This is a genomic window from Stenotrophomonas sp. YJH_SMC_106-19 (genome assembly GCF_059368375.1).
The window spans coordinates 364,307-377,540 of sequence record NZ_JCAFRQ010000002.1 but is presented as its reverse complement, the minus strand read 5'-3'; the positions used below and the strand labels follow the sequence as shown (position 1 = coordinate 377,540).

At 67.9% G+C, this 13,234-nt stretch carries 13 protein-coding genes; 4 read left to right on the top strand and 9 right to left on the bottom strand.

Annotation, left to right across the window (positions count from 1 at the left end; genetic code table 11):
* Positions 1-56: 56 nt before the first annotated feature.
* Both edd and eda read left to right on the top strand, forming a co-directional pair.
* Complete coding sequence (edd, locus tag AC5P5M_RS09345; RefSeq protein ID WP_065174951.1) at positions 57-1,973, top strand: phosphogluconate dehydratase; 1,917 nt, start codon at positions 57-59, stop codon at positions 1,971-1,973.
* Positions 1,974-2,102: 129 nt separating this feature from the next.
* Positions 2,103-2,762 (top strand): bifunctional 4-hydroxy-2-oxoglutarate aldolase/2-dehydro-3-deoxy-phosphogluconate aldolase, encoded by a 660-nt coding sequence (gene eda, locus AC5P5M_RS09340; RefSeq protein ID WP_128989062.1) that lies wholly within the window; start codon positions 2,103-2,105, stop codon positions 2,760-2,762.
* A gap of 107 nt (positions 2,763-2,869) precedes the next feature.
* Here the strand turns inward: eda and AC5P5M_RS09335 are convergent, their stop codons facing one another.
* From AC5P5M_RS09335 to ispG, 3 genes are all read right to left on the bottom strand, one after another.
* A complete protein-coding gene (locus AC5P5M_RS09335; protein ID WP_065174949.1) occupies positions 2,870-3,517 on the bottom strand; it encodes a response regulator in 648 nt (215 codons plus the stop codon).
* Positions 3,518-3,718: 201 nt separating this feature from the next.
* Positions 3,719-4,468 (bottom strand): phosphatase PAP2 family protein, encoded by a 750-nt coding sequence (locus tag AC5P5M_RS09330; RefSeq protein ID WP_053517284.1) that lies wholly within the window; start codon positions 4,466-4,468, stop codon positions 3,719-3,721.
* Positions 4,449-5,714 (bottom strand): flavodoxin-dependent (E)-4-hydroxy-3-methylbut-2-enyl-diphosphate synthase, encoded by a 1,266-nt coding sequence (ispG, locus tag AC5P5M_RS09325; protein ID WP_053517283.1) that lies wholly within the window; start codon positions 5,712-5,714, stop codon positions 4,449-4,451. Before ispG ends, AC5P5M_RS09330 begins: the two co-directional genes overlap by 20 nt.
* Before the next feature lie 114 nt (positions 5,715-5,828).
* On the opposite strand from ispG, the gene AC5P5M_RS09320 reads away from it, so the two are divergent.
* A complete protein-coding gene (locus AC5P5M_RS09320) occupies positions 5,829-7,055 on the top strand; it encodes an ATP-binding protein (protein WP_065174948.1) in 1,227 nt (408 codons plus the stop codon).
* Positions 7,052-7,621 (top strand): response regulator transcription factor, encoded by a 570-nt coding sequence (locus AC5P5M_RS09315; RefSeq protein ID WP_053517280.1) that lies wholly within the window; start codon positions 7,052-7,054, stop codon positions 7,619-7,621. Before AC5P5M_RS09320 ends, AC5P5M_RS09315 begins: the two co-directional genes overlap by 4 nt.
* A 46-nt stretch (positions 7,622-7,667) precedes the next feature.
* Here the strand turns inward: AC5P5M_RS09315 and pgi are convergent, their stop codons facing one another.
* The 6 genes from pgi to pcnB all read right to left on the bottom strand — a co-directional run bounded on the left by pgi (position 7,668) and on the right by pcnB (position 13,233).
* Positions 7,668-9,182 carry a glucose-6-phosphate isomerase gene (pgi, locus tag AC5P5M_RS09310; RefSeq protein WP_495205781.1) on the bottom strand — a complete coding sequence of 505 codons (1,515 nt, stop codon included), beginning with the start codon at positions 9,180-9,182 and terminating at the stop codon, positions 7,668-7,670.
* Positions 9,179-9,559, bottom strand: coding sequence for an aspartate 1-decarboxylase (gene panD, locus AC5P5M_RS09305; protein ID WP_053517331.1), 381 nt, complete (start codon positions 9,557-9,559; stop codon positions 9,179-9,181). Before panD ends, pgi begins: the two co-directional genes overlap by 4 nt.
* Positions 9,560-9,678: 119 nt before the next feature.
* A complete protein-coding gene (gene panC, locus AC5P5M_RS09300) occupies positions 9,679-10,518 on the bottom strand; it encodes a pantoate--beta-alanine ligase (protein WP_074901264.1) in 840 nt (279 codons plus the stop codon).
* Entirely contained in the window at positions 10,515-11,330 is an 816-nt protein-coding gene (gene panB / locus AC5P5M_RS09295; RefSeq protein WP_053517276.1) for a 3-methyl-2-oxobutanoate hydroxymethyltransferase, read from the bottom strand. Before panB ends, panC begins: the two co-directional genes overlap by 4 nt.
* Positions 11,331-11,364: 34 nt before the next feature.
* A complete protein-coding gene (gene folK / locus AC5P5M_RS09290; RefSeq protein WP_495205780.1) occupies positions 11,365-11,850 on the bottom strand; it encodes a 2-amino-4-hydroxy-6-hydroxymethyldihydropteridine diphosphokinase in 486 nt (161 codons plus the stop codon).
* Positions 11,851-11,853: 3 nt separating this feature from the next.
* Positions 11,854-13,233, bottom strand: coding sequence for a polynucleotide adenylyltransferase PcnB (gene pcnB / locus AC5P5M_RS09285; RefSeq protein WP_065181273.1), 1,380 nt, complete (start codon positions 13,231-13,233; stop codon positions 11,854-11,856).
* Position 13,234: the final 1 nt, after the last annotated feature.

Genomic DNA, 13,234 nt, shown 5'->3' with positions numbered 1-13,234 from the left:
TCGGTGGCGGCATATCGCCGCCGCCCACCTCTCGCCACCTCGAACGCCGGTAGCCAATGAGCCTCCATCCGCAACTGCAAGCCATCACCGACCGCGTCATCCGTCGCAGCGCTGCCTCGCGCGCGGCCTACCTGGCCGCTGTCGACGCCGCCCTGCGCGAAGGCCCCTTCCGCAGCCGCCTGAGCTGCGGCAATCTCGCCCATGGTTTCGCTGCCTGCGGCGGCACTGACAAGAGCCGCCTGCGCGGCGGGGTGACGCCGAACCTGGGCATCATCACCGCCTATAACGACATGTTGTCGGCCCACCAGCCGTTCGAGACCTATCCGGAGCAGATCCGCGGGATCGCCCGTGAACTGGGCGCCACCGCGCAGGTGGCCGGCGGTGTGCCGGCGATGTGCGACGGCGTCACCCAGGGCCGCGGCGGCATGGAACTTTCGCTGTTCTCGCGCGATGTGATCGCGCAGGCCACCGCGATCGGCCTCAGCCATGACATGTTCGATACCACGGTCTACCTTGGCGTGTGCGACAAGATCGTGCCCGGCCTGCTGATCGGCGCGCTCGCGTTCGGCCACCTGCCGGCGGTGTTCATTCCGGCCGGCCCGATGACACCGGGCATTCCGAACAAGCAGAAGGCCGAGGTGCGCGAACGCTATGCGGCCGGCGAAGCCACCCGCGAAGAACTGCTGGAGGCCGAGTCGGCCTCCTACCATGGCGCAGGCACCTGCACCTTCTACGGTACCGCCAACTCCAACCAGGTACTGCTGGAAGCGATGGGCGTGCAGCTGCCAGGCGCATCCTTCGTCAACCCGGGCACTGCGCTGCGCGATGCGCTCACCCGCGAGGCCACCGAGCGTGCGCTGGAGATCACCGCGCTGGGCGAGGATTTCCGTCCGCTCGGCCGGATCATCGACGAGCGCGCGATCATCAACGCCGTCATCGCCCTGATGGCCACCGGCGGCTCGACCAACCACACCATCCACTGGATCGCGGTCGCACGTGCCGCCGGCATCGTGCTGACCTGGGACGACTTCGACGAGCTGTCGCAGCTGATTCCCCTGCTGGCCCGCGTCTATCCGAACGGCGACGCCGACGTGAACCGCTTCGCGGCGGCCGGCGGCCCGGCTTTCGTGTTCGGAGAATTGATCAGGGCCGGGCTGATGCACGGCGACCTGGTCAGTGTGGCGCGCGGCGGCATGGCCGATTACGCCCGCGAACCGCAGCTGCGTGACGGCACCCTGGTCTATCTGCCCGGGCTGGAGCGCAGTGCCGACGAGGAGGTGGTGCGCGGCGTCGACGCTCCGTTCGAGAGCCAGGGTGGCCTGCGCCTGCTGCGCGGCAACCTGGGCCGGTCGTTGATCAAACTGTCGGCGGTGAAGCCGCAATACCGTTCGATCGAAGCACCGGCCGTTGTCGTTGATGCGCCCCAGGTGCTCAACAAGCTGCATGCTGCCGGGCTGCTTCCCCAGGATTTCGTGGCGGTGGTGCGCTACCAGGGCCCGCGCGCGAACGGCATGCCGGAGCTGCATTCGCTGGCGCCGCTGCTGGGCCTTCTGCAGAATCAGGGCCGACGCGTTGCGCTGGTCACCGATGGCCGGTTGTCCGGGGCGTCGGGCAAGATCCCGGCAGCGATCCATGTCACGCCGGAAGCCGCGCGTGGGGGTCCGCTGGCGAAAGTCCGCGAGGGCGACATCATCCGCCTGGATGGCGAGGCGGGCACGCTGGACGTCCTGGTGGACGCTGCGGAATGGGCAGCACGCACTCAGGCCCCGAACACCGCGCCCGCGGCGAATGATCTGGGCCGCAACCTGTTCGCGATCAACCGTCGTGTGGTCGGGCCGGCCGATCAGGGGGCCATTTCGATTTCGTGCGGGCCGGCAGCGGCCGATGGCGGGCCGTGGGATTACGACGCCGAGTACGAACTGGGACACGATGCGGCGGCGGCGGCAGCGCCGCATGAGGCGAAGGACGCCTGAGGGTTGAAGAGCGCTGCGGGTGTGTTGCGGCGGCGAGTGTGCTGGTGGCGGCGTCACACTTTCCGGCGCATCAACGCCGCGAAGTGATCACTGAAAATCAAATTCGGAAGCAAAGGCAGAAGCAGAGCTATGGGTATCGAACAACATCAGCTGAAGGCGGCGGAGCTGTTGCATGCGGCGGGCATCCTGCCGGTGGTGACGATTCATACGCTGGACCAGGCCCGTGCGGTGAGTGCGGCGCTGCTGGAAGGCGGTCTGCCAGCGATCGAGCTGACGTTGCGCACGCCGGTGGCGATGGAGGCGTTGGCCATGCTCAAGCGCGAACTGCCGGACGTGGTGGTGGGTGCCGGTACGGTGCTGACCGTTGAGCAGATGCAGCAGTCGATTGATGCCGGCGCGGACTTCCTGGTGACCCCGGGTACGCCGCCCGCGCTGGCCGATGCGCTGGCCGCTGCGCCGCTGCCGGTGGTGCCCGGTGCGGCGACGCCGACCGAGCTGCTGTCGCTGCATGCGCGCGGATTCCGGGTGTGCAAGCTGTTCCCGGCCACGGCGGTCGGCGGCCTGGCGATGATCAAGGGCGTGGCCGGTCCAATTGCCGATCTGAAGCTGTGCCCGACCGGCGGCATCACGGAAAACACCGCCGCCGAGTACCTCGAGCAGAAGAACGTCGTCTGCATCGGTGGCTCATGGATGGTGCCCGGCAACTGGATTGCGGACGGCGACTGGGACAAGGTGCGCGCCAGCGCCATGCAGGCGGCGGCCATCGTCAAGCGCGTGCGCGGCACCTGAGCGCCCGATGGGTGAGCGCGGGACCGACGCTTGGCCCCGCGACCGCGGGCCGGAACTGGAAGACAGATTCCGGGCGCGCGACGCACCTCAGCCGTTGGCTGAAACCCTCACAGCGGCCGTGCCGGATCCACCAGCCCGTACTGGCTGGCCATGCGCGCCAGCGCGATGTTGTCATGGATACCCATCTTCTCGAACAGGCGTGCCTTGTGCGTGTTGACGGTCTTGGCGCTGAGGCTGAGGCGGCGCGCGATGTCTTCCTGGCGCAATCCCTGGGTCAGCAGCAGCGCCACTTCCAGCTCGCGCGGAGACAGGGTGTCGAACGGCGAACCATTCCCCTCCACCGTCGACAGCGCCAGATTCTGCGCGATGCTGGTGCCCAGGTAGCGGCGCCCGCCTGCCACGTCGCGCACCGCGCGCAGCAGTTCCTGGGCGTCGCAGCCCTTGCCGATGTACCCGGCCGCGCCGGCTTCCAGCAGCCGCTTCGGCAGCGGGCCATCCTCCAGGACGGACACGATCACCACGCGCGTGCTGCGATGGCCGCGCACGATGCGCTCGGTCACTTCCATGCCGCTGACACCCGGCAGGTGCAGGTCGCACAGCACCACGTCCGGCTGCAGCTGGCGGATCTCGCGCAGCGCGTCCTCGCCGGTCTCGGCCTCGCCCACCACCTCGATGTCGGTCTCACCCGACAGGATCATCTTCATCCCGGTGCGGACCAGTGCGTGGTCGTCCACCAGGTAGACTCGAATCGTCATTCACGTACCTCTTCGAATGCGGCCATTGCGGGTCAAGCTAGGCAGGGTGCCGAACCCTCGCAAGCGCGGTCGAAGTGCATACCGGGCAAGAGTGCCGGGTTGATCACAGTCTCACGCATTGTGCTTACCCCCTGTCTTGCAGAACCCACTGCAACGAAACAGCTCATCTATCACGTAGACGCCCGCGAAGAGCCATCCACGTCACTCCCCCTGTGTTGATGCTTCGCTGGCCGTCGATGGCGGCGAATCGCGGCGTCGCCAGGGATGCCGACGACTGAACATGACCAGGTAGCACCCTACCACCCAAACCAGTGCTGCACACCATCCGGCCAGGATATCCGACGGGTAATGGACCCCGAGATAGACCCGGGACACGCTGACCAGCAAGCTGAACGCAGGGGCCAGCACCAGCACCGGCCAGCGCCAGCGGGTATTCCAGGCCAGAAGTACCAGGGTTGCCGCCAGGGTCATCGACCCCATGGCGTGACCACTGGGGAAACTGAACGTCGATTCCGGTGCGATGGACTCCCACAGGCTGGGGCGGTCCCGCTGGAAGAACCGCTTGCTGCCCATGTTCAACAGTGCCGATCCGAGGAAACTGACAGCCACGAAGGTGGCCTCGCGCCAGCGGCGGTAGCCCAGCAGTGCCGCGACGATCAGCACATCGGCGGGAATCAGGAACCACTCGTAACCCAGCCGGGACAGCAGCACGAAGAACCGGTCCAGCCACGGCGAATGCAGGCCGTGCATCTGCCACAGCAGCGGCGCGTCGAAATGGAACGATTCAAACTCATGCACCTCGTCGGCCAGCGCGACGAAGCCGGCCAGCGGCAACAGCACGCCGGCGAACAGCAGGACCAGGCGCCACGCATTGCGCGCCATCCAGTGACGGAAGCCGGAGGCCGGCTCCGGCGCGGCAAGGATCGCGGGCTTATCCTGCGCTTCGGACATAGGTTCGTTCGACGTAATCGTCGATCAGGGCGACGAATTCCTGGGCGATGTTCTCGCCACGCAGGGTCACCTTCTTCTCGCCATCGACGAACACCGGCGCCGACGGCGCCTCCCCGGTTCCCGGCAGCGAGATGCCGATGTTGGCGTGCCGCGATTCTCCCGGGCCGTTGACCACGCAGCCCATCACCGCCAGGGTCATGTTTTCCGCCCCCGGGTGCTGCACTTTCCACAGCGGCATCTTCTCGCGCACGTGGTTCTGCACCACCTTGGCCAGCTCCTGGAAGAACTCGGAGGTGGTGCGGCCGCATCCCGGGCAGGCCGTCACCAGCGGCGTGAACGCGCGCTGGCCGGTGGTCTGCAGCAGCTCCTGGGCGACGATCACTTCCTGCGTCCGCGACTGGCCCGGCTCGGGCGTCAGCGAGATGCGGATGGTGTCGCCGATACCTTCCTGCAGCAGCACGCTCAGCGCCGCTGCCGACGCAACGATGCCCTTGCTGCCGATGCCGGCTTCGGTCAGGCCCAGATGCAGCGCGAACTCCGAACGCTGTGCCAGGTCACGGTAGACCGCGATCAGCTCCTGCACGCCACTGACCTTGGCCGACAGCACGATGCGGTCGCGCGGCAGGCCCAGCTCCACGGCCTGTTCGGCCGAATCCAGCGCTGACCGGATCAGTGCCTCGCGCAGGACACGTCCGGCGTCCCAGGGCTGCTCGCGCTCGTTGTTCTCATCCATCAGCCTGGCCGCCAGCGCCTGGTCCAGCGAGCCCCAGTTGGCGCCGATGCGCACCGGCTTGTTGTAGCGGATGGCGAACTCGATCAACTGCGCGAACTGCAGGTCCTTCTTCTTGCCGAAGCCCACATTGCCCGGATTGATGCGGTACTTGGCCAGTGCTTCGGCACACGCCGGTTCGGCGGTCAGCAACTGATGGCCGTTGTAGTGGAAATCACCGATCAGCGGCACGTCGATGCCCATCATCGCCAGCTTGTCGACGATGCGCGGGATCGCGGCCGCGGCCTCGACGGTGTTGACGGTCAAGCGCACCATTTCCGAACCGGCGCGCCAGAGCTCGGCGACCTGCTTCACGCTGGAGGCCACGTCGGAGGTGTCGGTATTCGTCATCGACTGCACCACCACCGGCCTGCCGCCGCCGACGGTGACTCCGCCGATCTGGACGGCGTGGGTCTGGCGACGGGACCAGGCGGTGGGCTCGGAAGGCGGGGTCGGGCGGGTAACGGCGTCGTGCATGCGGGCATTCTAGCGCCCGCCTCCGGTTTCCGGGTGACTCGCATTCAGCCGCCGGCACGGCTGCGGCCGATTGTCGCAGGCACACCCGCCCGCGAACGCATACGATGGGCGCGAATGACCGGTCCCGACGCCCCGTTTCTCCGCACCCTGTGCAGCCTGCGATGGCTGGCCGTGGCCGGCCAGGCCGCCACCATCCTGGTCGCCACCTGGGTGCTGGGCCTGCCGCTGCCGCCACTGCCGCTGTGGGCCGGCGTCGCCGTGCTCGCGCTGTTCAATGTCTACACCCAGCTGCGGCCGGAAGGGGCCGATACCGCGCCACTGACAGCCTTCGGCCACATCCTGGTGGACGTGATCATCCTGACCTGGATGATCAGCTGGAGCGGCGGCATGGCCAATCCGTTCAGCTCCCTGTTCCTGATCCTGATTGCGTTGGCCGCCTTCGCCCTGCCCCTGCGCTGGGCGTTGGCGGTGGCCCTGGCCTGCCTGCTCGGCTACGCCGCCAGCGGACTGTTCGGCCAGCCGCTGCCGGACGGCTACTTCCGTGCGCAGGACCTGAACCGCTGGGGCGTAGTCGCCAATTTCCTGATCTCCGCCACTGTCGTGCTGACGTTCTCCACGCGCCTGGCCCTGGCCCTGCGGCAACGGGAACTGGAGCTCTCGGCACTGCGTGAACGCTTCGCCCGCAACGAGGGCATTGTCGCCCTGGCCACCCACGCCGCCTCGGTGGCGCATGAACTGAACACGCCGCTGGCGACCATGACCCTGCTGGCCGACGACGTTGCCGAGCGCAGCGAGGAGCCGGAAGTACGCGAGGACATGGAAACCCTGCGCGAACTGCTCGTGCAGTGCCGCGAACGGGTGCTGGCACTGGCCGCGCCGGCATCGGCCGACATGCCCGGACGCAGCCGCTCCAGCGCCCAGCAGGTGCTGGAACAATGGCGGCTGGTGCGGCCGACCATCGACCTGCACCGCAACGACGATGCGCCGCTGCGGCTGCCGCTGGACCCCGGCGTGGGCCACCTGCTGATGGTCCTGCTCAACAACGCGGCCGATGCCGGAGAGCAGGCCGGGCGCCCGCGCGTGGACCTGAGCCTGCGCATCGACGGCGACGACCTGATCGGCGAAGTCCGCGACTACGGCCACGGCTTCGATGCCCGCGCCGCCGTGCTGCCGGGCACGCTGTTCGGCAGCAGCAAGAGCGAGGGCATGGGCGTCGGCCTGGCCCTGTCCCATGCCACCATCGAACGCCTCGACGGCGAGATGTGGATGCGCCCGGCCCAAGGGGCCGGCAGTCGCGTCGGCTTCCGCCTGCCGCTGGCCCCACGCGAGGACACCCCATGAGCCTGCACCACTCCACCCAGGGCCTGCTGGTCGACGACGATGAGCTGTACCTGCGCACCCTGCAGCGCAGCCTGGCGCGCAAGGGACTGGAAACGCAGACCGCGCAGGATGCGGCCACTGCGCTGATGCTGGCCCGCCAGCATCCACCGGCCTTCGCGCTGATCGACCTCAAGCTCGGCAGTGATTCCGGCCTGGCCCTGATCCAGCCCCTGCGTGCCCTGCGTGCGGACATGCGGATCCTGCTGGTCACCGGTTATGCCAGCATCGCCACAGCCGTGGAAGCCATCAAGCTGGGCGCAGACGATTATCTGCCCAAGCCGGCAACGGTACCGATGATCCTGCGCGCGCTGGGCGAAGAGGACGACGGCCCGGCCGACGACGGCGAGATGGAAGTCCCCGACGCGATGACGCCGATCAGTCGCCTGCAGTGGGAACACATCCAGCAGGCGATGCACGAGACGGGCGGCAACGTGTCCGCTGCCGCCCGCCTGCTCGGCATGCACCGACGGTCGCTGCAGCGCAAACTGGCCAAGCGGCCAAGCCCGGAACGCGATCCGAGCCGTTGAGCCCGGCACGCCGGGCCAATGCCCGGCGACACATCCCCGACCTGGCTCAGCCCTTCAGCTGCGCCAGGATCTCGCGGGTCATCGGGTCGGCGATCGCCACGCCCTCGCCCTGCAATGCCGGCAGCAACTGGTTGGCCAGCTGCTTGCCCAGCTCGACCCCGAACTGGTCGAAGGCGTTGATGTTCCAGATCACCGACTGCACGTACACCGCGTGCTCGTACATGGCGATCAGCGCACCCAGCGCCTGCGGCGTCAGTGCATCGAGCAGGATCAGCGTACTCGGACGACCGCCCGGGTAGTCGCGGTGCGGATCGTCGCTGCCCTGACCGTTGGCCAGCGCTTCGGTCTGCGCCAGCAGGTTGGCCAGCAGCGCCTGATGATTGACGGTATAGGGATCGTCGTTGTGCACACAGCCGATGAAGTCAGCCGGGACGATGCTGGTGCCCTGGTGCAGCGCCTGGAAGAAGCTGTGCTGCACATCGGTGCCCGCACCGCCCCACCACACCGGCACGGTATCGGTGGTCACCGGCTGGCCATCACGCTGCACGCGCTTGCCCAGGCTTTCCATCACCAGCTGCTGCAGGTAGGCCGGCAGCAACGCCAGGCGCTGGTCGTAGGTCATCACCGCATGGGTGGCGCAGCCCAGCAGGTTGCGGTTCCAGATGTCGGTCAGGCCATGCAGCACCGGCAGATTGCGCTCCAGCGGTGCATCCAGTGCGTGCGCGTCCATCTGCGCCGCACCCTCCAGCAGCTGTTCGAAACGCTCGAAGCCGATCGCCAGCGCAATCGGGAAGCCGACCGCCGACCACAGCGAGTAACGGCCACCGACCCAGTCCCACATCGGCAGCACGCGCTCTGCGGCGATGGCGAAGGCCTTCGCTGCGCGCTCGGGATTGGCGCTGACGGCATACAGGCGCTCACTGCCACCCAGCCAGTCGTGCAGGATCTGGCCGTTGAGCAGGGTTTCCTGGGTGCCGAAGGTCTTGGAGATCAGGATGCCGGCGGTGCGCGCCGGGTCAAGCGTGGCCAGCGTGCGCTGCATGGCCGCGCCGTCCACGTTCGATACGAAATGCACGCGCAGGCGCGCGCCGCTGACCGGGCGCAACGCATCGGCGACCAGCCGCGGGCCAAGATCGGATCCCCCGATGCCGACGCTCACCACGTCGGTCACGCCGCTGTCTTCCAGCGCACGCACGAGGACTCCCATGCGCTGACGGATTTCGCGTGCAGTGGCATGGGCATCGGCGGCCACCGGCGCGTCGACCACGTCACCACGCAGCGCCGTGTGCAGCGCCGCGCGGCCTTCGGTCAGGTTGACCTGCTCGCCGCGCATCAGGCGGTTGATGGCGCCCCCGACATCGCGTTCTGCTGCCAGCGCCAGCAGCGCGTGCAGCGCCGCGGCGTCGTACTTCTGCCGGGCAAAGTTCACGTACAACGGACCGACCCGCAGCGCCAGCTCCTGCACACGGCCAGGTTCGGCGGCGAGCAGGCTGGGGATGCTTGCGCCCTTCAGGCGCTGGGCGTGGGAATGCAGCGAGTCGAATCCGTTGTTCGTTGTCATGCGGCCTGGGTCGGGATCGTGTCGTTGGTGTGGGTGATCTGGTTGCTGCCATCCACGTAGACCAGCTTCGGCTTGAAGCTGTCCGCTTCCTGCTCGGTCATGCTGGCGAAGGCGGCGATGATGATGATGTCACCGACCTGCACGTGGCGCGCGGCGCCACCATTGAGCGAGACGATGCCGCTGCCGGCTTCGGCGCGGATCGCATAGGTCGAGAAGCGCGCACCGTTGGTCACGTCCCAGATGTGGACCTGCTCGAACTCGCGGATACCGGTGGCAGCCAGCAGGTTGTCATCGATGGCGATCGAGCCTTCGTAGTTCAGCTCGGAGTGGGTGACGGTGGCGCGGTGGATCTTGGTCTTGAGCAGGGACAGGTGCATGGCACGGTACAACGCAGAGGAAAGCGTGGATTCTAGCACCCGCACAACGCGGGGCATCACGACCGGCAAACCGTTCAGGTAGCGCCGGGCCATGCCCGGCGGCGCCATCACAGCGGAACTCAGAACTCCAGGTTGTCGATCAGCCGGGTCGTGCCCAGCCGCGCGGCGATCAGCGCCACCCGGCCGCCACCCTCAAATGCCGGCTCGGCCAGCTCGGGCGTGCGCAGCACGGCGTAGTCGACCTGGAAACCAGCCGCCTGCAGCGCGGCGGTGGCATCGGCCTCGATGCGCTCGCGCGGCTGGCCAGCCACATAGCCTTCGCGCATGGCCAGCAGGGTCCGATGAAGGGTCGTCGCGACGGGGCGCTGTTCCGGGCTCAGATACTGGTTGCGCGAACTCTTGGCCAGCCCATCGTCATCACGGACGATCTCCGCACCGACGATCTGGACCGGGAACGACAGCTCGGCCACCATCTGGCGGATCACCGCCAGTTGCTGGTAGTCCTTGCGGCCGAACACAGCCACGTCCGGCTGCACCTGCAGGAACAGGCGGGCGACCACCGTGCAGACGCCATCGAAATGGCCCGGACGGCTGGCACCTTCCAGCACCTCGCTGATGCCGGGCGCGTGCATGCGCGTGGTCTTGTCCACGCCCAGCGGATACATCGCCTCGACGCTCGGCAGCCACACCGCATCGCAGCCGACCTGCTCCAGCCCCGCGACGTCGGCCTCGGGCGTGCGCGGATACCGGCTGAAATCCTCGTTGGGCCCGAACTGGGTCGGATTGACGAAGATGCTGGCCACCACCCTGTCGGCGTACTGGCGGGCCAGGCTCACCAGCGCGTGATGGCCACCGTGCAGGTTGCCCATGGTCGGCACCAGCGCGACGCGCAGGCCTTCGCGCTTCCACTGGGCGATCTGCCCGCGCAACGCGCCGAGCTCATTGAAGGTCTGGATCATTGGGCGTAAGCGTGCTGTTCGTCGGGGAAGCTGCCGTCACGCACGGCGTCGGCGTAGGCGCGGGTGGCTCCAGCCACCGAGCCCCCTTCGGCAAGGAAATCCTTGACGAATTTCGGTCGGCGATGGCCGCTGTCCAGGCCCAGGAAGTCATGCAGGACCAGCACCTGGCCATCGCACTGCGGACCGGCACCGATGCCGATGGTGGGCACCGGCACTGCAGCGGTGACCTCGGCCGCGACCGGGGTCGGCACGCATTCCAGCACGATGATGCTGGCGCCCGCGTCGGCCACGGCCCTGGCGTCCTCCACCAGCTGCCGGGCCGCATCGCCACGGCCCTGGATCTTGAACCCGCCCAGGCGCAGGACCGACTGCGGGGTCAGGCCCAGATGCGAGCAGACCGGAATCTCGCGTTCGACCAGGTAACGGACGATATCGACCTTGAAGCCGGCCCCCTCGATCTTGACCATCTCCGCGCCTGCCTGCAGCAGCTGCAGCGACGCATCGAGCGCGCGTTCCGGGGTTGCATCGGCACCGAACGGCAGATCGGCAACCAGCAGCGCGCGCTGCAGCACGCGGGCCACGGCGCGGGTGTGATAGACCATGTCGGCCACGGTCACCGGCAGGGTGGAATCGTGCCCCTGCACGACCATGCCCAGCGAATCACCGATCAGGATCAGGTCGACGCCGTTGGCGTCGAAGGTGCGGGCGAAGCCAGCGTCGTAGGCGGTCAACATGACCAGCTTCTGGCCATTCCGCTTGGCCTCGGCCAAGGCGGGAACGGTCCAGGGCTTGCTGTCTGCGTGGGTGCTCATGTGCTGATAACCGGGGGAGATAACCCGGGCATTATCACCCTATCGGCGCAATCCCGCAGGCATCAACCCGCATCACTGCATCCCGCACGCGACCATGGCCGGGAATGGCCAGATCCGGCGCGATCTCGGCCAGCGGCACCAACACGAAGGCACGCTCGTGCAGGTAGGGATGCGGCACCTGCAGACCCGGTTCATCCAGTACCTGCGCGCCATACAGCAGCAGGTCCAGATCCAGTGCCCGCGGTCCCCAGTGCACGGCTGGATCGCGTATGCGACCGAAATGCCGCTCCAGCTCCAGCATCGCCCGCAGCAATCCGGCGGCCGGCAGGCGCGTTTCCACCGACGCCACCGCGTTGACGAACGGCGGCTGATCCTCGTTGCCCCAGGCCGGCGTGGCATACAGGCGCGACGCCTGGCAGCGCCGCGTGTCAGGAAGCGCGTCCAGTGCGGCAATCGCCGCACGGACGGTCGCGGCCGCGTCGCCAAGATTGGCGCCCAGGCCGATCCAGGCCAGCGTCATGGCTTACTCGCCAGCGCTGCCGGCCGTGGCACCGGAGCGCCGACGGCGGCGCCGGCGCTTGCGCGGTGCGCCCTCTTCCTCGTCACCCGGTTCGGCATGCATCGCATCCAGCGCGGATTCCAGCTCGCGGCCCGGTTGCACCTGCGCCTCACGCCAGAACGCCACATCTGCCTCGTGTTCGGCCGACGCGACCTGGCGCAGCGTCAGGAAATCGAACGCTGCACGGAAGCGCGGGTGGGTGAGCGTGCGGAACACGCGCTTGCGCTGGCGCGAGCCGAAACGCGACTGCAACAGCCAGATCTCCTGCATCGGCAGCGAGAAACGGCGCGGCAGCGCGATGGTGCTCAGCTGCTGCACCGTCACGCGGTCGGCAGCACGACGCTGGGCTTCTTCCGGCGCCACGCCCTGCTTGAGCAGGGTGGCCTGCGCCCGGCAGAACGCCGGCCACAGCAGCAGCGCGAACAGGAACGCGGGCGAGACAGGCTCATCGTTGGCCACGCGTGCATCGGTATTGGCCAGGCCCTCGACCAGCATGCGGCGCAGTGCACCGGTGCGGTTCGCCTTCAGCGCCCTGCCACTTTCAGGGAACAGGACGTCGAGCAGGCCGTAGCGCTCCAGGCCTTCGAAACTGGCAACACCGTGGCCGGACAGGAACAGCTTCAGCACTTCCTCGAACAGCCGCGCGGGCGCGGCTTCGTTCAGCAGGCCTGCCAGGTGCGGGATCGGCGCGGCGGTGCCCTCTTCGATCTGGAAGCCGAGCTTGGCCGCCAGGCGCACCGCGCGCAGCATGCGCACCGGGTCCTCGCGATAGCGCTGTTCGGGGTCGCCGATCAGCTTCATCAGGCGCGCCTGGACGTCTTCGAAACCTCCGACGTAGTCGCGCACCGAGAAATCCTCGATCGCGTAGTACAGGGCGTTGCAGGTGAAGTCGCGGCGCACCGCGTCGTCTTCGATGCTGCCGTACACGTTGTCGCGCACGAGCATGCCGTTTTCCATTTCGCGGTCGCCGCTGCCGTCATCGACGTTGGCGCGGAAGGTGGCGACTTCGATGATCTCGCGGCCGAACACCACATGGGCGAGGCGGAATCGGCGGCCGATCAGGCGGCAGTTGCGGAACAGCTGCTTGACCTGTTCGGGCGTGGCATCGGTGGCCACGTCGAAATCCTTGGGTTGGCCATTGACCAGCAGGTCGCGCACCGCGCCGCCGACAAGGTAGGCGCCGAAGCCGGCATCGCGCAGGCGATAAAGCACGCGCAGGGCGTTCGGGCTGATGTCCTTGCGGGAAATGGTGTGCTGGTCGCGCGGGATGACGCGCAGGCTGAACGGTGATGGAGCAGGAGAAATGATGTTGGCGCTTCCGGTTGAAGTTTCGGGATTGCCCAAT